General features: G+C 62.5%; 22 protein-coding genes. 15 read left to right on the plus strand and 7 right to left on the minus strand.

All coding sequences use genetic code 11. The features are described 5' to 3' along the window. Positions 1 to 32: 32 nt before the first annotated feature. Complete coding sequence (gene mutL, locus VCK47_RS09265) at positions 33 to 1,856, plus strand: DNA mismatch repair endonuclease MutL (RefSeq protein WP_416236665.1); 1,824 nt, start codon at positions 33 to 35, stop codon at positions 1,854 to 1,856. Continuing rightward, positions 1,853 to 3,085 carry a DNA recombination protein RmuC gene (locus VCK47_RS09270; protein WP_322890810.1) on the plus strand — a complete coding sequence of 411 codons (1,233 nt, stop codon included), beginning with the start codon at positions 1,853 to 1,855 and terminating at the stop codon, positions 3,083 to 3,085. The genes mutL and VCK47_RS09270 overlap by 4 nt, the downstream gene beginning before the upstream one ends. A 24-nt stretch (positions 3,086 to 3,109) precedes the next feature. Here the strand turns inward: VCK47_RS09270 and VCK47_RS09275 are convergent, their stop codons facing one another. Both VCK47_RS09275 and VCK47_RS09280 read right to left on the minus strand, forming a co-directional pair. After that, positions 3,110 to 3,757 (minus strand): ChrR family anti-sigma-E factor, encoded by a 648-nt coding sequence (locus VCK47_RS09275; RefSeq protein ID WP_322890811.1) that lies wholly within the window; start codon positions 3,755 to 3,757, stop codon positions 3,110 to 3,112. A 7-nt stretch (positions 3,758 to 3,764) separates the two neighbouring features. Then, complete coding sequence (locus VCK47_RS09280; protein WP_416236672.1) at positions 3,765 to 4,289, minus strand: sigma-70 family RNA polymerase sigma factor; 525 nt, start codon at positions 4,287 to 4,289, stop codon at positions 3,765 to 3,767. Positions 4,290 to 4,541: 252 nt separating this feature from the next. Here VCK47_RS09280 and VCK47_RS09285 point away from each other — a divergent pair, with 252 nt between their 5' ends. The 6 genes from VCK47_RS09285 to VCK47_RS09310 all read left to right on the plus strand — a co-directional run bounded on the left by VCK47_RS09285 (position 4,542) and on the right by VCK47_RS09310 (position 9,532). Then, a complete protein-coding gene (locus VCK47_RS09285; protein WP_322890812.1) occupies positions 4,542 to 5,840 on the plus strand; it encodes an NAD(P)/FAD-dependent oxidoreductase in 1,299 nt (432 codons plus the stop codon). Then, positions 5,837 to 6,592, plus strand: coding sequence for a DUF1365 domain-containing protein (locus VCK47_RS09290; RefSeq protein WP_322890813.1), 756 nt, complete (start codon positions 5,837 to 5,839; stop codon positions 6,590 to 6,592). Before VCK47_RS09285 ends, VCK47_RS09290 begins: the two co-directional genes overlap by 4 nt. After that, positions 6,589 to 7,815, plus strand: a complete 1,227-nt coding sequence (locus VCK47_RS09295; RefSeq protein ID WP_322890814.1) for an MFS transporter — start codon at positions 6,589 to 6,591, stop codon at positions 7,813 to 7,815. The genes VCK47_RS09290 and VCK47_RS09295 overlap by 4 nt, the downstream gene beginning before the upstream one ends. A 3-nt stretch (positions 7,816 to 7,818) precedes the next feature. Beyond that, on the plus strand, positions 7,819 to 8,391 hold the full coding sequence (locus tag VCK47_RS09300; protein ID WP_322890815.1) for a DUF3833 family protein: 573 nt from the start codon (positions 7,819 to 7,821) through the stop codon (positions 8,389 to 8,391). Between the two features lies 1 nt (position 8,392). Beyond that, the gene (locus VCK47_RS09305; RefSeq protein ID WP_322890816.1) at positions 8,393 to 9,130 is read left to right on the plus strand and encodes an SDR family NAD(P)-dependent oxidoreductase; all 738 of its coding nucleotides are present in this window, start codon (positions 8,393 to 8,395) and stop codon (positions 9,128 to 9,130) included. Between the two features lie 75 nt (positions 9,131 to 9,205). Next, the gene (locus VCK47_RS09310) at positions 9,206 to 9,532 is read left to right on the plus strand and encodes a DUF3775 domain-containing protein (RefSeq protein ID WP_322890817.1); all 327 of its coding nucleotides are present in this window, start codon (positions 9,206 to 9,208) and stop codon (positions 9,530 to 9,532) included. On the opposite strand, the gene VCK47_RS09315 is transcribed toward VCK47_RS09310, so the two are convergent. Together VCK47_RS09315 and VCK47_RS09320 are read right to left on the minus strand one after the other, a co-directional pair. Next, positions 9,517 to 10,581: a saccharopine dehydrogenase gene (locus tag VCK47_RS09315; protein WP_322890818.1), complete on the minus strand. Its 1,065-nt coding sequence runs from the start codon at positions 10,579 to 10,581 to the stop codon at positions 9,517 to 9,519. The two genes, VCK47_RS09310 and VCK47_RS09315, sit on opposite strands and share 16 nt — an antisense overlap. A 12-nt stretch (positions 10,582 to 10,593) precedes the next feature. Next, a complete protein-coding gene (locus VCK47_RS09320) occupies positions 10,594 to 11,238 on the minus strand; it encodes a histidine phosphatase family protein (RefSeq protein WP_322890819.1) in 645 nt (214 codons plus the stop codon). 439 nt (positions 11,239 to 11,677) lie between these two features. Between VCK47_RS09320 and VCK47_RS09325 the strand changes: the two genes are divergently transcribed. The 3 genes from VCK47_RS09325 to VCK47_RS09335 all read left to right on the plus strand — a co-directional run bounded on the left by VCK47_RS09325 (position 11,678) and on the right by VCK47_RS09335 (position 14,994). Beyond that, on the plus strand, positions 11,678 to 12,010 hold the full coding sequence (locus VCK47_RS09325; RefSeq protein WP_322890820.1) for a hypothetical protein: 333 nt from the start codon (positions 11,678 to 11,680) through the stop codon (positions 12,008 to 12,010). Positions 12,011 to 12,159: 149 nt separating this feature from the next. Continuing rightward, positions 12,160 to 14,202, plus strand: a complete 2,043-nt coding sequence (gene recQ / locus VCK47_RS09330; protein ID WP_322890821.1) for a DNA helicase RecQ — start codon at positions 12,160 to 12,162, stop codon at positions 14,200 to 14,202. A 123-nt stretch (positions 14,203 to 14,325) separates the two neighbouring features. Then, positions 14,326 to 14,994 carry a hypothetical protein gene (locus VCK47_RS09335; RefSeq protein ID WP_322890822.1) on the plus strand — a complete coding sequence of 223 codons (669 nt, stop codon included), beginning with the start codon at positions 14,326 to 14,328 and terminating at the stop codon, positions 14,992 to 14,994. Positions 14,995 to 15,024: 30 nt separating this feature from the next. Here VCK47_RS09335 and VCK47_RS09340 read toward each other — a convergent pair whose 3' ends face one another. From VCK47_RS09340 to VCK47_RS09350, 3 genes are read right to left on the minus strand one after another with little or no spacing between them, the layout of a single operon-like run. Beyond that, positions 15,025 to 16,068, minus strand: coding sequence for a succinylglutamate desuccinylase/aspartoacylase family protein (locus VCK47_RS09340; RefSeq protein ID WP_322890823.1), 1,044 nt, complete (start codon positions 16,066 to 16,068; stop codon positions 15,025 to 15,027). Continuing rightward, positions 16,065 to 16,970: a 30S ribosomal protein S6--L-glutamate ligase gene (gene rimK, locus VCK47_RS09345; RefSeq protein WP_322890824.1), complete on the minus strand. Its 906-nt coding sequence runs from the start codon at positions 16,968 to 16,970 to the stop codon at positions 16,065 to 16,067. The genes VCK47_RS09340 and rimK overlap by 4 nt, the downstream gene beginning before the upstream one ends. Next, positions 16,967 to 17,437 carry an ATP-dependent zinc protease gene (locus VCK47_RS09350; RefSeq protein WP_322890825.1) on the minus strand — a complete coding sequence of 157 codons (471 nt, stop codon included), beginning with the start codon at positions 17,435 to 17,437 and terminating at the stop codon, positions 16,967 to 16,969. The genes rimK and VCK47_RS09350 overlap by 4 nt, the downstream gene beginning before the upstream one ends. A gap of 106 nt (positions 17,438 to 17,543) precedes the next feature. Between VCK47_RS09350 and truB the strand changes: the two genes are divergently transcribed. The 4 genes from truB to VCK47_RS09370 all read left to right on the plus strand — a co-directional run bounded on the left by truB (position 17,544) and on the right by VCK47_RS09370 (position 20,803). Then, positions 17,544 to 18,449, plus strand: a complete 906-nt coding sequence (gene truB / locus VCK47_RS09355; protein ID WP_322890826.1) for a tRNA pseudouridine(55) synthase TruB — start codon at positions 17,544 to 17,546, stop codon at positions 18,447 to 18,449. Between the two features lie 22 nt (positions 18,450 to 18,471). Next, positions 18,472 to 18,984, plus strand: a complete 513-nt coding sequence (locus VCK47_RS09360; protein ID WP_322890827.1) for a DUF1643 domain-containing protein — start codon at positions 18,472 to 18,474, stop codon at positions 18,982 to 18,984. Then, a complete protein-coding gene (locus VCK47_RS09365; protein ID WP_322890828.1) occupies positions 18,981 to 19,868 on the plus strand; it encodes an alpha/beta hydrolase in 888 nt (295 codons plus the stop codon). The genes VCK47_RS09360 and VCK47_RS09365 overlap by 4 nt, the downstream gene beginning before the upstream one ends. A gap of 92 nt (positions 19,869 to 19,960) precedes the next feature. Then, positions 19,961 to 20,803, plus strand: a complete 843-nt coding sequence (locus VCK47_RS09370) for a calcium-binding protein (protein WP_322890829.1) — start codon at positions 19,961 to 19,963, stop codon at positions 20,801 to 20,803. Positions 20,804 to 20,924: the final 121 nt, after the last annotated feature.

Below are 20,924 nucleotides of genomic sequence, written 5' to 3' on the forward strand. Positions count from 1 at the left end.
AAACGCCCCTGTCAGAATCGCGCGGTCATGCTATGGATTGTGGCATGACCGCATCCGCCCCCCAGATAGAGCCCCGTCCGGTAATCCGGCAGCTGGACGAAGCCGCCATCAATCGCATCGCGGCAGGCGAGGTGCTGGAGCGTCCCGCCTCTGCCGTCAAGGAACTGGTGGAAAACAGCATCGACGCCGGTGCGACACGGATCGAGGTGGTGATCGCCGATGGCGGCAAGACCCTGATCCGCGTCAGCGATGACGGCTGCGGCATGGCCGCCGACGATCTGCCGCTCGCGCTGTCGCGCCATGCGACGTCCAAGATCGACGGATCGGACCTTCTCAACATCACCTCTTTCGGGTTTCGTGGCGAGGCGCTCGCCTCGCTCGGCGCGGTTGGCCGCCTGCTCATCACCAGCCGGATCGCGGGCGACAGCGCGCATAGCATTGCCGTGTCGGGCGGACGCATCAGCGACGTGCGCCCTGCCGCGCTGACAGGTGGCACCGTCGTCGAATTGCGCGATATGTTTTACGCCACGCCTGCGCGCCTCAAATTCCTGCGCACCGACAGGGCCGAGGCGCAGGCCGTTGCCGATGTCGTCAAGCGGCTGGCGATGGCCGAACCCTTTGTCACCTTTATCCTGCGCGATGCATCGGATGGCGACACCCGCGTTGTTTTCCGCGCCGATGCACAGACAGGCGATCTGTTCGATGCGCTGCACGGGCGGCTGCAAACCGTGCTGGGCCGCGACTTTGCGGATAACGCCTTGCGGATCGACGCCGAACGCGACGGGTTTCACCTGACCGGCTATGCCGCCTTGCCCACCTATTCGCGCGGGGCGGCCGTGACGCAATTCCTGTTCGTCAACGGCCGTCCTGTGCGCGACAAGATGCTGTTGGGGGCCTTGCGCGCCGCCTATTCGGATGTGCTGTCGCGCGACCGGCACCCGGTGGCCGCACTCTTCGTCGATTGCGACCCAACGCTGGTCGATGTGAACGTGCATCCCGCGAAATCCGAGGTCCGTTTCCGCGACCCCGCCACCGTGCGCGGGCTGATCGTGTCCGGTCTGCGGCACGCGCTCGCAGGCGCAGGCCACCGCGCATCAAGCACTGTGGCCGATGCGACCTTGGGCGCGATGCAACCGCAACACGCCGCACCGCGCGTCTACCAGATGGACCGCCCGAGTTTCAGCGCGCGGTCGCTGACCTTTCAGGCGCAGGCACCGGGCTTTGCCGAAATGCCGTCAGGGCGGATCGAACCGCCCGCGGATGACAGCAGCGCCGACCTGCCTTTGGGCGCGGCGCGCGCGCAGGTGCATGAAAACTACATCATCGCGCAGACCGCCACGGGCATCGTGATCGTCGATGGTCATGCCGCGCATGAACGGCTGGTCTATGAAAAGCTGAAAAGCCAGATGGCCGCTCATGGCGTCGCGGCCCAAGCGCTGCTGATCCCCGAAATCGTCGAACTGTCCGACCACGAAACCGCCGCCTTGCTGGATATCGCGGATGATCTGGCGCGCCTTGGCCTGACCATCGAACCCTTTGGCGGCAATGCCATCGCCGTGCGCGAAACGCCCGCTATTCTGGGGCAGGTCAACGCCGCCGCCATGCTGCGCGATATTCTGGACGAACTGGCCGACCAAGGCGACAGCGCCAGCGTTCAGGCGCGGATCGAGGCGATCCTGAGCCGTGTCGCCTGCCACGGATCGATCCGCACGGGGCGGCGGATGCAGGCGGCTGAAATGAACGCTCTGCTCCGCGAAATGGAAGCGACGCCGCATTCCGGCCAATGCAACCACGGACGGCCCACTTACGTGGAATTGAAACTCTCCGACATCGAAAGACTGTTTGGCCGCACATGATCCAGATCGGTGATACCTCTTACGCGTTCAGCGATCCTGCGGTGCTGGCTGTGCTTGGCGCGCTGGCCACGTTGCTGCTGATCCTGATCCTGCTGGTCACGACCCTGCGCCGCGCGGGCCAATCCGCCGAAACGGTGAATTACGTCGCCCACCACATGGCCCGCATGTCGCAGGACATGATCGGGCTGGCGCAGGGGCAGAACCAACTGGCGGGTAATATCCAGACCGTCAGCGACGCGCAGGCCAATGCGCAGGTCCGCGTGATCCAGACGATGGAGGCGCGATTGGCCGAGGTGCAGGCGCAGGTCGCCGAACGGCTGGCCGATAACGCGCTGAAATCGGCGCATTCGCTGGCGGAAATGAACGAACGGCTGAAAGAAACGCTGACCGGCAGTTCCGAGAAAACCACCAAAAGCCTGACTGAATTGCAAGAACGGCTGGCCACCATCGACCGCGCGCAGACCAATATCGAAAAGCTGTCGGGCGATGTGCTGTCCTTGCAGGATATCCTGTCGAACAAGCAGCGGCGCGGGCTGTTCGGGGAAATCCAGCTGACCGATATTGTGTCCAAGGCGCTGCCCACCGACAGCTTCACCCTGCAGGCGACGCTGTCCAACGGCAAGCGCGCCGATTGTCTGGTGCATTTGCCCAACCCCCCCGGCCCTATCGTGATCGACGCGAAGTTTCCTTTCGAGTCCTACGAGGCGCTGGCACGCGCCGATACACAGGAGCTGCAGAAAATCGCGCTGCGCGATCTGGGCAATGCGGTGCGCAAACATATCAAGGACATATCAGAGCGTTACATCATCGAAGGCGAAACCGCCGATGGCGCCATCATGTTCCTGCCATCCGAGGCGATCTATGCCGAACTCCACGCCCGCCTGCCCGAAGTGGTGCGCGCCGGTTTCGATGCCCGCGTCTGGATCGTGTCGCCCACGACATGCATGGCGACGCTGAACACGATGCGCGCGATTTTGAAGGATGCGCGGATGCGCGAACAGGCGGGTGCCATCCGCAAGGAATTGTCGTTGCTGGGCGCGGATGTGGACAGGCTGGTGACACGCGTCGGCAACCTTGACCGGCATTTCGGTCAGGCGGCCAAGGATCTCGAAGATATCAAGATTTCAGCGGAAAAAGCGGGCAAGCGGGCGAACCGTTTGGACAATTTCGACTTTGCCGAAATCGCGCCGGATGCCGCGCCTGTTCCGATTGCGCCACCAGAAACGTAGGGCGGGGTTCACCCCGCCACCGCGTCAAATCCCGATGAACCGTTGCGCAATGCGCGGCAGCAAGCCGTTGAACCGCAAAGGCGCATCAGTCGCGGCCAGACAGATGCAATCCGCACCCTGTTCGGCCACTGGCGTATGGTTCAGATCCTCGTTCGCGACCTCGATATCGCCCGCGCCGAAACGGTCCGTCTCGTCCACAAAAGCGCCTTGCAGCACCAGCGTCAGTTCCGTGCCACGGTGCCCGTGATCCGGCACCGCCGTACCAGCCGGAATCCGCAGCAGGCGCACGCTGGCACCGCCTTCGGTTTTCAGCACCATCTGACTGACGCCGCCACCGATCTTGCGCCATTTCACGCGGTCCAAATCACCTTTGACGTAGTCACGCAAGGGCGCGGGAAACACACCGCCCGCAGGCGCAGCCTTGGGCTGTTCCGTGCGCGGCGCATCCATGATCCGCGCCATTGCAGCCGCCAGCGCATCCTCGGCCATATCGACGGGGGCGGCGTCCAGCATCACCTCGCCGCCAACTGCCTCGAATTCGGCAAGGGCTGCGCGGCAAGTGTCGCACATGGAGATGTGGGTGGCGACCACCAGATTGAACGCCTCTGGCAATGTGCCGGCGGCATAGCCCATCAACAGGGCATCGGTCAGGTGGTGTTTGATCTTTTTCATCTGCATATCACTTCATTGTGTGGCGCAGGCGTTCCAGCGCCAGCCGTATCCTCGATTTGATCGTCCCGAGCGGGAGGCCGGTTTCGGCGGCAATCTCGCTATGGCTCAACTCGCCGAAATAGGCGCGTTCGATCAGTTTCCTTTGTTCCGCGGGCAAGGCGGCAAGCGCCTGCCCCAGTTGTTCCGTTTCCTGTTGCAGACCCATCGCATCGGCCTGTTCGGGTTCCGCCTCTGGTCCCCAGGGCAAATCCTCGGGCTCGGGCCGTTTTTGTTTGCGCAAAAGGTCGATCCGGCGATTCCGGGCGATGGTGAAGATCCATGTGGACACACTCGCTTTTGTCGGGTCGAACAGATGGGCCTTGTTCCACAGGGTCACCATCACTTCTTGCGCGCATTCTTCGGCCAGATCCGGGCTGGCCCCCGATTTCATGAGAAACGATTTCACACGCGGTGCAAAATAGGCGAACAATTCGGCAAAAGCCGCCTTGTCCTTGGCGTCGCGCACGGCGGCGACCTGTGTCACCCACGCCATGCGTTTGGTCGTTGCCTCTGCCATCACCCGATTTGCCCCCTTGGCGCGAATATCCGCGTTGCCTGTCCTTTTATAGACGGGCATCACGGTGACTGCATCAGCTTTCGCAGGGGCGTGCATCTCGTTCAACATGTGTTTATTACGCCGCGATCCGGCGCTTGGATCAGCGGGTCACAAAGTATTTTGCGTGATCCGTCCCAAACCGCGCTACGTAGTGAAAAGACAAGAAACGACCGGGGTGACGGAGTCAGTATGCTGGTAGAGACAGGGACAACCGCGCCCTTGAAGATTGCGGTGATTGGTGCGGGCATTTCAGGGATGGGTGCGGCGCATGCTCTGGCCAAGGATCATCGGGTTGTGCTGTTCGAGGCTGAGAACCGGCTGGGTGGCCATGCCCGTACACGGATGGCGGGCCGAAATGGCGATCAGCAGGTCGACACTGGTTTCATCGTGTTCAACTATGCCAACTATCCGCATCTGACGGCCCTGTTCGACCATCTCGACGTGCCTGTCGTGAAAAGCAACATGAGCTTTGGCGCGTCTTTCGGCGGGGGCAGGCTGGAATATGGCCTCGCCAGTCTGGATGCGCTGTTTGCCCAGCGCAAGAATGCCGCCAACCCGCGTTTCCTGCGCATGGTCCGCGACATTCTGCATTTCAACAAACACGGGCTTGCGGCCAGTCAGGACCAGAGCCTGACCATCGGCGGGCTGCTGAAAAAACTGCGCCTGTCGGATTATTTCCGCGACCATTACCTGCTGCCGTTTTCGGGCGCGATCTGGTCCACGCCCAAGGAAAAGATCCTCGATTTCCCTGCCCATGCGATGATGACCTTTTTCGACAACCACGCGCTGCTGGGCGCGACGGGCCAGCATCAATGGTACACGGTTGACGGTGGGTCGCAGGCCTATGTCACCCGCCTTGCCGCCGATATGGCGCGCCGCGATGTCGATCTGCGGCTGGGCGCGCCTGTCGATGCGGTCCGCCGCATGGCCGGCTGGGTCGAGGTCAAAGCCAAAGGCGGTGACTGGGAACGGTTTGACGAAGTGGTTTTCGCCAGCCATTCCGACCAGACGCTGGCCATGCTGTCGGATGCCTCGCAGGTCGAACGCGACACGCTGGGTGCCGTGCGGTATCAGCCCAACAGCATCGTGCTGCATTCGGACACATCCATCATGCCCAAGCGCAAACAGGTCTGGTCGTCGTGGATCTATACCGAGGCGACCGATCAGCAGGGTGGCGAAATCGACCTGACCTATTGGATGAACTCGCTCCAGCCTTGGCTGAAGGCCGACACGCTGATGGTCACGCTGAACAGCCGCCGCCCGATCCGCGAGGATCTGATCTGGGACGAGGTGACGCTGCACCATCCGGTCTATGATCTGGCCGCCTTGGCCGCCCAGAAAACCGCCGCCGCGATGAACGGCACGAACCGGACATGGTTCTGCGGCGCATGGATGAAAAACGGTTTCCACGAGGACGGGTTGTCGAGCGCGCTTGATGTGGTGGGCAAGATGACCGCGCCCGACCGCATGGCGATGGCGGCAGAGTGACCGCGCGGGTCGACCATATCGCCGGGGAAACCTATCACGGGCGGCGGGGTGCGACCAAAAACGCGTTCCGCTATTCCATCGACTATGTGCTGCTGGATGCGGAAACCGCGCCCGACGCACCCGCGCTGTTCGCGCGCAATCGCGGCAACCTGATGTCGCTGCAAGACAGTGACCATGGCGGGCCGCCCAAGCAGGGGCGCGGTGCGGCATGGGTCCGCGATGTGTTGACCGCCCATGCGGTTCCGCAACCCGACCGGATCATGCTGCTCGCGCAACCGCGCGTGCTGGGCCATGTGTTCAATCCGGTGTCGTTCTGGCTGTGCTATGACGATGAAACGCTGACCACGATCATTGCCGAGGTCAGCAATACTTTTGGCGACCGCCATTCCTATCTGTGCCGCCATGACGACGGGCGCGCGATCACCAAGGCGGAAACCTTGGCCGCGCAAAAGGTGATGCATGTGTCCCCTTTCCAACCGGTAGAGGGCGGTTATGTGTTCCGCTTTGATGTCCAGCCGGACAGCGTCGGCATCTGGATCGACTATACCCGCGGCAATGGCGGGTTGATCGCTACGCTGACGGGCGCGCGCCGTCCGATCAGCAATGGCAGTATCCTGCGCGCCGTGCTGCGTCGCCCGTTCGGGTCGCGGCGTGTGCTGGCGCTGATCCACTGGCAAGCGGTCAAGCTTTGGTGGAAAGGCGCCACATTCCGGTCACAACCCGCCCCGCCGCAGGACGAGGTCAGCCGGTGAAAGCCCTGACCGACAGGCTCCCGGCTTTCAGCCTCTTTGCGGCGGTCCTGTCGGGGGCCGGTCTGCCGATCTATATCTACGCACCCAAATATTATGCTGACACCTATGGCGTCAGCCTGACAGCATTGGGTGCCGTGCTGTTCGGGCTGCGCCTGTTCGACGTGGTGCAGGACCCCGTTCTGGGCTGGATCAGTGAACGGCTTTCGCGGTTCAAGAAGCTCGCGATCACGCTGACCGCCTTTGCGCTGGCGCTGTCGATGATCGGGCTGTTCGCCGTGGCCCCGCCCATTGCACCGATCTGGTGGTTCGGCCTGACGATCACGGGGCTGTTCACGGCGTTCAGTTTCCTGACCATCAATTTCTACGCCCAAGGGATCAGCAAGGCAGGCACGGCCGACGGTGGCCATGTCAGGCTGGCGGCATGGCGCGAAAGCGGGGCCTTGCTGGGGGTCTGTATTGCCGCTGTCATCCCCACGGTGCTGATCGGTGTGGTGGCCGACCCGTTTGCGGTATTCGCCTTAGGCTTTGCCGTCGTCACGCTGGTTGCCGCATTCTTCATGTGGCCGGAATGGAAAGGCCGTGTGGCGCAGGAACCGTCCCATATCCGCGATATCGTAGCCGACCCCATCGCGCGGCGCTTGCTGATCCTTGCGCTGGTCAATGCCACGCCGCTGGCGGTGTCATCGACGCTATTCCTATTCTACGTAGAAAGCAGGCTGGGCGCGCCCGGCTGGGAAGGTGCGCTGCTGGTGCTGTTCTTTCTGGCGGCGGCGCTTTCGTCACCCGCATGGTCGGCGCTCGCCCGCAGGTTCGGGGAAAAACGGGTTCTGCTCTGCGCCATGACGCTCGCCATTGCGTCGTTCGGCTATACGCTGACTTTATCCACCGGCGATGTGATCCCGTTTGCGATCATCTGCGTATTAAGTGGAGCAACGATCGGGGCAGACCTGACCTTGATGCCCGCGATGTTCGCAAAACGCATGGCCGCGATTTCGCCGACCGGCGGGCAGGGGTTTGGCCTTTGGTCGCTGGTCAACAAGTTCACGCTGGCCTTTGCGGCAGTCGCGCTGCTGCCGTTGCTGGAAAGATCCGGTTTTGTCGCCGGCGCGACCGATTTGCCGGAGGCGGCATTGACGACCCTGACGGTGCTTTACGCATTGGTGCCGTCGCTTTTGAAACTGTTGGCGATCGGTTTGCTGGTCGCCACAAAGCTCGAGGAATGAACGATGTCGTTTGTGACCTACATGATGTTCGGCGCGGCCCTGATGGCGGCGGCCGTCTATGCCAAGACCCGCTATGCGTCGTTCCTCGCGCAGAAATCGGACGATTACACTGACGGCCCGATGTTCGACATCCGCGAGAGGTTCAATGGCCCCATCGTGTGCGAAGGCGTGATCTTTGGCCCGACCGGCAAGGTTTCATCACGGTTCGTCGCTGATTTCCACGCAACGTGGAACGGCAATGTCGGCACGATGGTCGAAAAATTCCACTATGACAGCGGATTGAAGCAGGATCGCTGCTGGACGCTGACCCTGTCAAATGACGGCACGATCAAGGCCGAAGCCCCCGATGTCGTCGGTGCGGGCACCGGAAAGCAGCAAGGTTCTGCCGTTGTGCTGAATTACCGCATAAAACTGGCCAAGGAGGCTGGTGGTCACGCGCTTGATGTTACAGACTGGATGTATCTGACATCAAACGGGTCGATCATGAATCGCAGCCAGTTCCGGAAGTTCGGGATCAAGGTTGCCGAGCTTGTCGCCACAATGCGACCGCGAGATCAGGCCTACGCGGGAGAATGACGTGACCGAATGGCAAGGAAAACGCTACTGGATCGTGGGTGCCAGTGAAGGGTTGGGGCGTGAAGTCGCCTTCAGCCTCAGCCGTGCAGGGGCAGAGGTCGTCGTCTCTGCCCGGACCGAGGACCGCCTGAAAGATCTGGTCGAGGATTTGCCGGGCAAGGCGTCTTACGTGACGGTTGACGTGGCGGACCGCGCATCTGTCGAGGCTGCCGCCGCCGAGGTCGGACAGATCGACGGTGTCGTCTATCTTGCTGGCGTCTACTGGCCGATGAAGGCGCAGGACTGGGACAACGAAAAAGCCGACATGATGGGCGAGGTCAATTTCCTTGGCGCGTCGCGCGTCGTGGGATCGGTCATCAAGGACATGGTCACGCGTGATGCGGGACATATCGTGCTGGTGGGGTCGCTGTCCGGTTTCCGCGGTCTGCCCGGTGCCATCGGCTATTGTTCGTCCAAGGCGGGCATGATGGCGCTGGCGGAGTCGATGCAGGCTGACTTGCGCACGACCGGCGTGCATGTGCAGTTGATCAACCCTGGTTTCATCAAGACGCGCCTGACCGAAAAAAACGATTTCAACATGCCCTTCATCATGTCGCCCCAGGATGCCGCGAAAGAGGTGTTCGAACATATGAACACCGACACGTTCAAGAAAAGCTTTCCCTTGCTGTTTTCCTGGGTGTTCCGCGGATCGCAGTTTATGCCCGACTGGATGTATTACCGGCTATTCGGCGCAAAGTGACCGGCGCATCTGTTGCGCCAGATCAAGGCCGCCTATGGTATCATCGCGCAGGGTCGCACCAAGGGAGGGCCGCAAATGTTACCCATATCAGCAGACAAGGTGGCCGAGGTCATCATTCTTGCGCGTGAACTTGACCGCGCGGAGAACGAATTCGACGGGTTTGTCGACCGGTTGAACGAAGACGAACAAGCAGGCCTTGTCGCCCTGTTCTGGATCGGGCGCGGTACGTTCGAACCCGAAGAGCTTGCAGAGGCCGTGCGCACTGCGATGGCCGAAGCCACGACACCCACAGCGACCTATCTGAAAGGATCGCCGCATCTGGCGGACCATCTGGAAAGCGGGCTGGAGGCTTTGGGCATCGACAGCAGCGAGGTCGAGGACGACCTTTACCGTCCCGTCTGATCCATCGCGCGGTCGAACCACACCTGCGCGCCTGCCCAGACGCCCTTGTCCATCCGGTCCAGCGTCGCCAGATGTGGCAGCAGCTGTTCGGCGAAATCCTCGCTGCTTTCAGCGGGCATCATGCTGGGCAGGTTGTCGATGGCGGTGACGTCCAGAACAGGGCTGTCATGCACGCGCAAGGCCGGGGCGTCCCATGTTGTCGTACGGTCATAGACCTTGATCGGTGAAAAATCGCTGTCGGGATCGCAGGCGATATCACCGATGACGGACAGGCGGCGCGCGGCGACCTTGGCACTGGCAGGCACAAAGACCGGCGTGCCGGGGCGCGCAAGGATGCAGTTGAGGAATATGTCATGCGCCAGCACTTCAGGGAATGGCCCGCCCTGCGCGGTTTCCGCCATGTCCCATTTCGTGACCGGCACCCCCATTGCCTGACACAGATCAGCCGCCCCCGTCCCCACTCGGCCCAGCGCCCCGATGATCAGCGCTGTCGGGCGCGCGGTGCCTAACGCAACCAGACCTTCCTGCAAATCACCCAGCAGATGCGCCGCTGACGGATAGGCGCGCACCGGCCCCGCGATCTGCCCGCGTTGCTGCGCCATCCAGCACAGCAGCGCCACAGCCGCCCCCGCATAGCCCGCCCAATAGCCGAAGGCCGCAACGCGCCGCCCGTCATCATCCGTCAGATATTCGAGGTCCAGCAAAGTGCCCCCGCCCGCGCGGAACCTGTCCAGCAAGACTTGTCCTGCCGGTTGCCCTTTGTAGGCATGGCCGAACATAATGTGGCGATGCCGCAGCGGCGTGCCGTCATCGGGCAGTTCCTTGAGGCCGAAGATCACCGCATCGGCAGGCGCATCCGGCCAACCGAATTCCGGTGCTATGGCACAGCCTGCGGCGGCATAATCGGCGATGGGGATAATCCGCTGGCGGCTCTCCTCGACCGTGACGCGAAAGCCTGCGGCGATCAGGCGCGCGGCCCCTTGCGGCGTCAGGCCGGTGCGTTCTTCATGCGGGCGGCTTTCGGACCGGACCCAAAGGTGGATGCTCATCTAAGGGGCCTTTCAGAAATGGGTCAACGCATGAAGTCGGTCCGCCGTATCCAGATGCGGCACGGCGTTGAAACTGGCCAAAATCGGCCCCTGCGGTATCACATGGATGCGGTGGACCGACGAATTCAGGATCGGCAGCAGGATATGCGCCATCCGCGTCGGATCAAGGTCAAGAAGGTGGCGGATGATCATCCCGATCACGCCGCCAGAGGTCACGCACAGCACGCGGACACCGGGCTGTGCGGCCTCTTGCAGCACACCCGTAACGCGGGATTCAAAGGAAGCGAAGGTTTCCACCCCCATAATCTCAGCGCGGTGCCAGGCTTGCATGACCTGCGGCACATGGGCGGCGAATTCGTCAGGTCCGGGAAACGGCACGCCATGTACATCCTGCAAGGCGCGGCCAAGGTTGAAATAGTCCATCTCGTTCAGGCGCGGGTCGATGACGGCGTTAGAATACCCCAGCCCCGCCGCCGTTTCGCGGTGACGGCGTAGGCTACCGCTGATCACCTTGTCAAAAGGCCGTTCGCGGTCGCGCATGTAATCACCCAGCCACGCGGCCTGCTGATGGCCAAGGTCCGACAAACGGTCGTAACCATCTTCGTCGCGCGCGCTGGAATTGGCCTGCCCGTGCCGGACCAGAATGATTTCGCCCATGTGGATGCTCCTTCGCCCACAGGGTTAAGCGGTGTGGCGGTCATTGACAACGAGTCGGAAGCGGTCGGCAGACCCCGAAATGTTAGCGCAATCGGTAACAGGCGCGCGAGGTGGCAGAAATAATCGCAGATCACGCATTCGGGTTGCTCTGAAACTTGTGATCGACCGCGATACCGCGAGGGGCACCGTCTTTGCCGGGACGCACAGTGCACAGGACAGAACGGTGCGCCATTGCACACAACAACCCACATGCGCAGATTTTCGTGGTGTCAAGCACATGAACCGATCACATTTGTCACCGTTTTCGTGATCTCTCCCGCTCTTTTCTTGGACCGACTTTCAGCCAATCTTGGTCTCACAGCAGCGCAACAACAGGCTCTGCTCCAACACAACCCGGCGCGGCATCCCGCCGCCAACCAACTGAAAAGGAAAGAGTATTATGTCCATTAAAGCATTCGCAATCGCCGCGGTCGCCCTCGCATCCACAGCGTCCGTCGCATCGGCAAACAGCTACTTCGAACTGCCCCGCGCACAGGACGCCACCAGCAACCTCGAGCTGGGGATTGTCCGCGCAGCAGGTGACGGCGTGATCGAGATCTACAGCCGCACAGATGGTGACAAGTCCGTCCTGCTGGGGACCCAGACCGTGCGTGCCGGTGCCAACACAGACGTCCGCGTCAACACAGGCGCACCCGTTCGCAGTGACGTGGTTGCTGTTCTGAAGATCGATGGCGAAATCGTTGCCACCGAAACCTACCGCATCGACCGCTAACACAGGTTCCGACATCTCCCTGTCGCGCTTGGCCGTCTCTGTTTACAGAGGCGGCCTTTTGCTTTTTCGCACCTGCACGGGTTGTTCACCGATTCCGGTTATGGGATTGTCGCCAGCAATCAAGAAAAACCACAGACAGGTCCCCCTTCATGCCCGCTGCCACGCTTTTACGCGATGTCTTTGGCTTTGACGCCTTCCGGCCCGGCCAGCAGGACATCGTCGAGGCTGTCGCCGCAGGGCGCAACACGCTGGCGATCATGCCCACGGGCGGCGGCAAATCCCTTTGTTTCCAGCTGCCCGCGCTGATGCGGCAGGGTGTGACGGTGGTGATTTCCCCGCTGATCGCCCTGATGCGCGATCAGGTGCGCGGCTTGCAGCAGGCGGGTGTGGCGGCCGGTGCGCTGACATCGGGCAATACCGAGGAAGAGACCGAGGCGGTGTGGTCCGCGCTGGAAGCAGGCACGCTGAAACTGCTCTACATGGCCCCCGAACGCCTGTCGGCCGGTGGCACCGTGCAGATGCTGCACCGCGCCGGAGTCAGCCTGATCGCCGTGGACGAGGCCCATTGCGTCAGCCAGTGGGGCCATGATTTCCGCCCCGATTACCTGCGCATCGGTGACTTGCGCGAGGCACTGGATGTCCCGCTCGCAGCCTTTACCGCCACGGCGGATGCCGAAACGCAGGCGGAAATCGTGCAGAAACTGTTCGCAGGCCAGCAGCCCGCGACATTCCTGCACGGCTTCGACCGGCCTAACATCCACCTCGCCTTTGCCGCCAAGGCGAACCCCCGCCAGCAAATTCTGGCCTTTGCCGCCGCGCGCAAAGGGCAGTCAAGCATCGTCTATACCGGCACCCGCGCCAAGACCGAAACCTTGGCGCAGGCCCTGCGCGAGGCGGGGCATCTGGCCTGCCATTACCACGGCGGGATGGAGGCCGAGGACCGCCGCATCGTCGAACGCCGGTTCCAGCAAGAGGACGGCTTGATCGTCTGTGCGACCGTCGCCTTTGGCATGGGCATCGACAAACCCGATATCCGTTGGGTCGCGCATGCCGATCTGCCCAAGTCGATTGAAAGCTATTATCAGGAAATCGGCCGCGCGGGGCGCGACGGAGCGCCTGCGGAAACGCTCACGCTCTTTGGCCCCGACGACATCCGCTATCGCCGCCAGCAGATCGACGAGGGGCTGGCACCCGCCGACCGCCGCGCTGCCGATCATGGTCGCCTGAACGCGCTTCTGGGTCTGGCAGAGGCACTGCATTGCCGCCGCCAGACGCTGTTGTCCTATTTCGGCGAAACCAGTGAACCCTGCGGCCATTGTGACCTGTGCGACAAACCCGCCGAGGTGTTCGATGCCACGACACCCGTGCGCATGGCCCTGTCAGCGGCCTTGCGGACAGAGGAGTATTTCGGCGCGGGCCATCTGATCGACATTCTGCTGGGCCAGCCCACCGACAAGATCAAGGCGCGCGGCCATGACAGCCTGCCGACCTATGGCGTGGGGAAAGACTACGACCGCCGCCAGTGGCAGGCGATCTTCCGGCAGATGATGGGCCATGACCTGCTGCGCCCCGACCGCGACAGGCATGGTGCGCTGCGCATGACCGACCACGCCCGCCCGATCCTGCGCGGCGAGGCGCAAATCATGCTGCGCCGCGACACGATCACCGCCGCCAAAGGCGCGGGGCCAAAGGTGCATACCCTGGTCAGCGAAGACGATGCGCCGCTGCTGTCGGCGCTGAAAGCGAAACGCCGGTTTCTGGCAGAACAAGCCGGTGTGCCCGCCTATATCATCTTCAACGATAAGACCCTGATCGACATGGCCGAAAAACGCCCAGCGACGCTGGACGACATGGCCCAGATCGGCGGGGTCGGTGCGAAAAAACTTGAAAGCTACGGGCGCGCGTTTCTGGAGGTGATCGCGGGAGAGGCAGAAAACTTGCATCCCAGCCGCCGCAAGCTGGCTGGCCGCGACGAAGGGCTGATCTACGACCGCCTGCTCGCCGCGCAAAGCGCGCTGATCCGTGGCCCGCATGGTGCGGACAAGCCGATGACCTGTTCGGCGTCGATGCTGGCGAAGGTCGCGCAATTGCGCAACGCCGACATCACCAGCCTGACGCGGTTGATCGGTGACCGCCACGCCGAACGGTTCGGTGATGCCTTTCTGGAGGTGCTGGACGGCAACGGCGGCTAATGCGGCAAATGGGTCACAATCAGGCACACGCAAAGGCGTTGCGTCGTCTTTTTCATGCAACTCAAGGCACTTTTGCGATTATTCCTTAACGGACACCGTTGAACCTTAAGGAACTGAAATCCCATGAAACTTGGCCTTGTCGGCGCCCTCGGCGCAACCCTTGTCCTGTCCGCTTGCGGCGGATCGAACTCCAGCGAGAATGTGGACGGCAGCGTGACGCTGGATCAGTTGAAAAGCCGCGCTGCGGTGGCGCAGCGAACATTTGACTTTACGGAAGGGGAAGACCGAGAACCAATCCCCGCCCACTTTAGTCAACTTCCTGTCACGGGATCATTCAATTACACAGGTATCGCAGCGGTGATTTCTGGCGTGGCATCCACCGAAGCCGATGACGTGATAACGCTTGCTGCACTTGGCTCATCGACGATGAGAGTAAACTTTGACACTCAAGCCATCACCGGCACCGCCAACAACTTCTTTGAACTAGACAACCCACAAACAGCTTTGATTGGAGAGATTGACGTCATTCAAAATGTTCAGGGACAGCGGATCGATGGATCGTTGGCCTACCAGTTCAATCAGCGCGCCCCTGCCGACAACTTCTATGTTGGTTCAGTCAGCGGAGTTTTGTTCCAGCGCAATGGGCAACAACTGACCATAAGCGAAGACTTCGCAGGTTTCTTCAGCGGGACCGATGCACGTGGTTTCTTGGGCATATCCGACACGCTCATCGTTGACTCGCCCAGTGTTCCCTTCAACAGCGTAGGCCTCCTGATGACGCGCGATAATTGAACGAAGCGTGCGGCGAGTTCTGCCGGCCCGTCAAATAATCTCGTCCTCATCAAACAGCGGCGCTTCTTCCAGTTGCGCGGTGAGGTCGCCTAGCGCGGCCTCGGCCTGACCGGCGGATTTTACGGCGGCAACGTGCAGCAGCGCGTCGCCTTCGTGCACGATGGGCATGACCGCGCGGCCGACGATGATGCCACCATAGGGCGTGCGCACCTCGACCTCGCCACCGCCGAAGGGGTCGGAGATCGCGGCGACCAGATCGCCCACAGCCACCACATCGCCTTCGGCCTTGAACATCCGCAACAACCCGCCCGCAGGCGCGCGCACCCAGTGGCTGTCGGAACAGACCAAAGGCTGCGCCTTGGGTGCGGCGATCCCCGCCTTGGGCAGCAGGCCCACATCTTTCAGCACCCGTAGAATGCCCGCCAGCCCAGCGCGCACGGACATTTCGTCGAACCGCATCCCCTCGCCCGCCTCATAGAGCAGGATATTGACGCCTTTGCGCTTGGCCTCCAGCCGCAGGCTGCCGTCGCGCAGGGCGCTGGTCAGGATCACCGGCGCGCCGAACACGCGGGCAAGGCGCAGGGTTTCGGCATTATTGCCCGACACCCGCACCTGCGGCAGGTTCGTGCGGTGGATCGCGGCGGAATGCAGGTCGATGCCAAGGCTGCAGCGTTCCACGATCTCGGTCATGAAGATATGCGCAAGCCGCGACCCGAGCGATCCATGGGGCGAGCCCGGAAAACACCGGTTCAGATCGCGCCGGTCGGGCAGATAGCGCGAATGATTCAGAAAGCCGAAAGTGTTGACGATCGGCACCACGATCAGCGTACCCGCCACGTTTTTCAGCGTGCCGGTGCGCAAAAGGCGGCGCACGATCTCGACCCCGATCACCTCGTCGCCGTGGATGCCCGCGCTGACGAAGACGGTCGGCCCGTCCTTGCGCCCGTGGATCACATGGGCGGACAGGGTGACGGGCGTGTAATCCGACAGGGTGCTGACCGGAATATTGACTGTCTTGCGCGTGCCTGCCGCGATGTGTTCGCCTGCAATCAGGTAGGCCGCGCGTTTCGTCATCCCTTGCCTTTGGTCTTGGTCGCGTTGGGTTTGGCGTTCTTTTCGATATACTCGATGATCTTGGTGGCGATATCCAGCCCCGTCGCCTTTTCCACGCCTTCAAGGCCGGGGGATGAGTTCACCTCCATCACGACAGGCCCGTGGTTGGACCGCAGCATGTCGACTCCGCAGACGTTCAGCCCCATCGCCTTGGCCGACCGGGTCGCGGTGGACCGTTCCTCGGGCGACAGCTTGATGACCTGCGCCGACCCGCCACGGTGCAGGTTGGAGCGGAATTCGCCTTCGGCACCGGTGCGTTTCATGGCGGCGACGACCTTGCCACCGACCACGATGGCGCGGATGTCGGTGCCGCCCGCTTCCTTGATGAATTCCTGCAACAGGATGTTGACGCCCGCGCCGCGAAACGCCTCGACCACGGATTTCGCGGACCGGTCGGTATCGGCCAGAACGACGCCGATGCCTTGGGTGCCTTCCAGCAGCTTGATGACCACCGGCGCACCGCCTGCGAGTTTCAGCACCTCGTCGGTCTGGCGCGGATCATGGGCAAAGGTCGTGACTGGCAGCCCGATCCCGTCGCGCGCCAGCAGTTGCATGGACCGCAGCTTGTCGCGCGACCGGCCGATGCCGACGCTTTCGTTCAGGGGAAACACGCCCTGCATCTCGAACTGGCGCAGCACGGCCATGCCGTAGAACGTGACCGATGCGCCGATGCGGGGAATGACCGCGTCATAGCCCACCAGCTTTTCGCCGTTGTAATACACCTCGGGCCGGCGCGACGCGATGTTCATGTAGCAGCGCAACGTGTTGATGATGTCGAGCTGGTGCCCCCGCGCCTCGGCCGCTTCTTTCAGACGGCGGTGGGTGTAAAGCTCTGGATTGCGGGCGAGCATGGCGATTTTCATTTTGCGGCGCTTTCAGGTTGCGGCAGAGGACTGACAAGATAGGTATGTCGGGCGTGAACGGCGATGTTTTTATGACGCAAGGCCCGCCGCCCAAGGATCAGCGGAAACTGCATGCTGCCCCTGTCGGTCAGGGATATGTCGATCTTCCACTTGCGTCCGGCCAGAATCATGGGTGTGCGGATGACGATCCGCGTCTCCGGCTGGCCGCTCGTATTGGTGATATCACGCTTTGTGAAGACGGCAAATTCGCAGATGCGCGCCGGACTGCCGGGGATATCGGGGCAGCGGAACCGGACCCATTTCTCGCCCTCTTTGTGAAAGGTCTCGATTTCTTCAGCATGCAGCGCCGTGGTCTTGGCGCCGGTGTCCACCTTGACCGCGAAATCGATCAGCCCAAGCTCGGGCAGGCTGATCCGTTCCTGCCAGCCGATAATCAGCAAAGGATGCGGGGAAGGGTCAGATTGCATAGGATCGGTCCGGTTGTGGCGTCACCCCGACATAGCGCGAACCGCCGCGCCTTGACCAGCGGGGTGCGCGCGCATAGCAAGCCGCCAACGGATAAAGGGCAAGATCATGGCGCGCAGACGCAAGGGACGCGATATTTCAGGCTGGCTGGTGGTGGACAAACCGGCGGGCATCACCTCGACCACGGTGGTCAACCGCGTGCGATGGGCCTTTGACGCGAACAAGGCCGGTCATGCCGGTACGCTCGACCCCGAGGCGACAGGCGTGCTGGCGATCGCCTTGGGCGAGGCGACAAAAACCGTGCCCTACATCACCGACGCGCTGAAGGCCTATGAATTCACCATCCGCTTCGGGCAGGCCACCAACACCGATGACGCCGAGGGCGAAGTGATCGCGACCAGCGACTTGCGCCCCGACGATGCCGCGATTAAGGCGGCGCTGGCGGGCTTCATCGGCGATATCATGCAGGTCCCGCCGCAGTTTTCCGCCGTCAAGGTCGACGGCGAACGCGCCTATGCCAAAGCCCGCGAAGGCGAGGCGATGGACCTAGCCGCCCGCCCTTTGTGGGTCGAGGAACTGCTGCTGGCCGACCGTCCCGACGCCGATCATGCCGTGTTGGAAATGACCTGCGGCAAGGGTGGCTATGTCCGGTCAATCGCCCGCGATCTGGGCGATGTGCTGGGCTGCAAGGCGCATGTGCGGTCCTTGCGCCGGATCTGGTCGGGGCCGTTTCAGGCGACCGACGGGATCACGCTGGACCAGCTGGACGCCATCGCGCGCACGCCGGAACTGGACGCGCGGCTGTTGCCGCTGGAGGTCGGGCTGGCCGATCTGCCCGAGGTCCGCTGCCCTGCAGAAAGCGTCGCACGGCTGCGCAACGGCAATCCGGCAACGGTGATCGCCAGCGGCGTGGAGTATGGCGAGGAAGTCTGGGCCAGCCATGACGGTAAGGCTATCGCCATCGGCAGCTATCGTGGCGGCGAATTGCACCCGACGCGCGTGTTCGTGGCATAGGGTGATGTGACCTGACGCCCGCATGATCCACCGCCAGCATATCTCCGACCATGCCGCATCCTCTGCGACATACTCGGACTGCGAATGCTACCGCTATGAGCTGACACGCATCTGGAACGACAGCGCCCCGCGTCTGGTATTCGTGATGCTGAACCCGTCCAAGGCGACGGAACTGCACAATGACCCTACGGTCGAACGCTGCGAACGCCGCGCCCGCGCCTTGGGCTTCGGGGCGTTTCGGGTGACCAATATCTTTGCATGGCGCGACACCGATCCGCGCGCCTTGCGCCGTGCGGCTGACCCCATCGGCCCCGCCAATGATGCCAGCTTGCGCGCCGCGGCAGATTGGGCCGACCAGATCATCGCCGCCTGGGGCACGCACGGCGCGCATCTGGGGCGCGGCGTGCAGGTGGCGAAATTGTTGCGGCAAACCGGCAGGCCATTGCTGACGCTTGGCTTGACCAAGGACGGGCATCCGCGCCACCCTCTCTACGTCAGCTATGACCAGCACCCAAGGCGATGGAGCGTCCCATGATCCAAGGTTTCACTCCGTCTCGCATTGCCTGCGGCGATGTCACGCTGTCGGTGCATCGCGCGGGCCAAGGCACGCCGCTGATCCTGCTGCACGGCTATCCGCAGAACCACCATTGCTGGGAAAAGGTCGCGCCCGCCTTGGCCGCGCAGTTCGACGTCATCATCCCCGACCTGCGCGGCTATGGCGACAGCGATGCGCCTGCCGATGACGAAGGCCACACGACCTATTCCAAACGTATGATGGCTGCCGATATCGCCGCATTGATGGACGCGCTCGGGATCGACCGCGCGCATGTGCTGGGCCATGACCGTGGCGGGCGGGTCGCTTACCGCTTTGCGCTGGACCATCCCGATCGGATCATCCGGCTGGGCATTATCGAGATCGTGCCAACAGGCGATTTCTGGGCCAGTTGGTCGGCTGATCTGGCGATGAAAGCCTATCACTGGACCTATCTGGCGCAGCCCGCGCCCTTGCCTGAACGGATGATCGGGGCCGATCCTGCGGGATACATCGATTGGACGCTGACCGCATGGACCATGGACAAATCGCTCGTCGTCTTTAGCGACGAAGCCCTTGCCAGCTATCGCGCGCAGGCCGCCGACCCCGCACATCTGCACGCCATGTGCGCCGATTACCGCGCGGGCGCGACATTCGACCGCGCGCTGGACGAGGCCGACAAGGCGGCAGGGCGCACGATCAGCGCCCCTTTGCATTTCCTGTGGGCCAAAGGCGGGTTTCCGGCGCAGACGGGCGATCCCGCAGCGCTCTGGCGCCCGTGGGTGGACCGGATGACCGATGCGTCCTGCACATCGGGCCATTTCGCGATGGAGGAAAACCCGCAGGCCGTGATCGACAGTTTCCTGCCGTTCTTCGGTGCGGATTAACCAAAGCAGCGGAATCCGGAACATTTCGGCAAGGGGCTGTGATAGACACGTTCGGTGGTCGGGTAAGACGCGATTGATGCCGGGGTGTGGCGATGCTGGTTATGATGGGGGTTCTGGGTGTCGCGCTGACCGCGATGCTGTTCGGCGGGTTCGATTCCGATTCCGATGACCAGCCCACCGCGACCGACCATGACGCAGACGCTCCTGACAGCGCGATGATGCCAATCGACGCGATGATCGACCTCAGCGAAAGTGACATGGTGATCTTTGCCGGTGACGGCGACGACCATATCCGCACCGGTGCCGGAAACGACTATCTGGACGGCGGCGACGGGAACGACACCCTCTACGGCGGTGCAGGCAATGACGTGCTGCACGGGGGCCGTGGCGACGATATCCTGTATGGCGGCGACGGGAACGACGAACTCTACGGTCATACCGGAGACGATGTGCTGCATGGCGGCGCGGGCAACGACCTGCTGGTGGGCGGTGACGGCAACGACCAGCTTTTCGGCGGTGACGGCGACGATGTGCTGATGGGTGGCTTGGGCGACGATCTGCTGGTCGGCGGGGCGGGGGCGGATACGCTCTTCGGCGGGGCGGGCAACGACAGGCTGATCGACCGCGATGATCTGGACCGCGATTATCTCAATGGGGGGGCAGGCGATGATTACCTGTCCGGCGGGCCGGGCGATGTGCTGCACGGTGGCACAGGTGCCGACACCTTCAACCTGCGCCCGGGCATGTATGTCACGATCGAGGATTACGACCCCGCCGAGGATATCATCGAAATCGAACATACCGGCGAACCGCCTGTCCTGACGACTGAACGATCCGAGGATGGCACGCTGTTGCTGGCCGATGGCGCACTGATCGCCAAACTGACCAATTTCGCCGAGCCCGATCTGGCGGCGGTCACCTTCCTGCGCGTATAAAACCCTTTTCTTTTGCGCCAAATCCCCTTATGCGCAGCCATCCGCGCGGATTCTGTCCGGGCGGCACCTCCACGGGCCTAGCTGGACGACATCCCGGCCTGCGCCATTCACCCTTTAGACA

Source organism: Yoonia sp. 72 (assembly GCF_034652275.1).
GTDB lineage: Bacteria > Pseudomonadota > Alphaproteobacteria > Rhodobacterales > Rhodobacteraceae > Yoonia.

Bases quoted from the DNA above. Each gene is read 5' to 3' on its own strand.
- VCK47_RS09360 (WP_322890827.1), top strand. From the start codon at position 18,472: ATGATCCACCGCCAGCATATCTCCGACCATGCCGCATCCTCTGCGACA.
- VCK47_RS09280 (WP_416236672.1), bottom strand. From the start codon at position 4,289: ATGGCGTGGGTGACACAGGTCGCCGCCGTGCGCGACGCCAAGGACAAG.
- VCK47_RS09340 (WP_322890823.1), bottom strand. From the start codon at position 16,068: ATGACGAAACGCGCGGCCTACCTGATTGCAGGCGAACACATCGCGGCA.
- VCK47_RS09365 (WP_322890828.1), top strand. From the start codon at position 18,981: ATGATCCAAGGTTTCACTCCGTCTCGCATTGCCTGCGGCGATGTCACG.
- VCK47_RS09320 (WP_322890819.1), bottom strand. From the start codon at position 11,238: ATGGGCGAAATCATTCTGGTCCGGCACGGGCAGGCCAATTCCAGCGCG.
- VCK47_RS09325 (WP_322890820.1), top strand. From the start codon at position 11,678: ATGTCCATTAAAGCATTCGCAATCGCCGCGGTCGCCCTCGCATCCACA.
- truB (WP_322890826.1), top strand. From the start codon at position 17,544: ATGGCGCGCAGACGCAAGGGACGCGATATTTCAGGCTGGCTGGTGGTG.
- VCK47_RS09335 (WP_322890822.1), top strand. From the start codon at position 14,326: ATGAAACTTGGCCTTGTCGGCGCCCTCGGCGCAACCCTTGTCCTGTCC.
- mutL (WP_416236665.1), top strand. From the start codon at position 33: ATGGATTGTGGCATGACCGCATCCGCCCCCCAGATAGAGCCCCGTCCG.
- rimK (WP_322890824.1), bottom strand. From the start codon at position 16,970: ATGAAAATCGCCATGCTCGCCCGCAATCCAGAGCTTTACACCCACCGC.
- VCK47_RS09270 (WP_322890810.1), top strand. From the start codon at position 1,853: ATGATCCAGATCGGTGATACCTCTTACGCGTTCAGCGATCCTGCGGTG.
- VCK47_RS09350 (WP_322890825.1), bottom strand. From the start codon at position 17,437: ATGCAATCTGACCCTTCCCCGCATCCTTTGCTGATTATCGGCTGGCAG.
- VCK47_RS09315 (WP_322890818.1), bottom strand. From the start codon at position 10,581: ATGAGCATCCACCTTTGGGTCCGGTCCGAAAGCCGCCCGCATGAAGAA.
- VCK47_RS09310 (WP_322890817.1), top strand. From the start codon at position 9,206: ATGTTACCCATATCAGCAGACAAGGTGGCCGAGGTCATCATTCTTGCG.
- VCK47_RS09285 (WP_322890812.1), top strand. From the start codon at position 4,542: ATGCTGGTAGAGACAGGGACAACCGCGCCCTTGAAGATTGCGGTGATT.
- VCK47_RS09300 (WP_322890815.1), top strand. From the start codon at position 7,819: ATGTCGTTTGTGACCTACATGATGTTCGGCGCGGCCCTGATGGCGGCG.
- VCK47_RS09275 (WP_322890811.1), bottom strand. From the start codon at position 3,757: ATGAAAAAGATCAAACACCACCTGACCGATGCCCTGTTGATGGGCTAT.
- recQ (WP_322890821.1), top strand. From the start codon at position 12,160: ATGCCCGCTGCCACGCTTTTACGCGATGTCTTTGGCTTTGACGCCTTC.
- VCK47_RS09370 (WP_322890829.1), top strand. From the start codon at position 19,961: ATGCTGGTTATGATGGGGGTTCTGGGTGTCGCGCTGACCGCGATGCTG.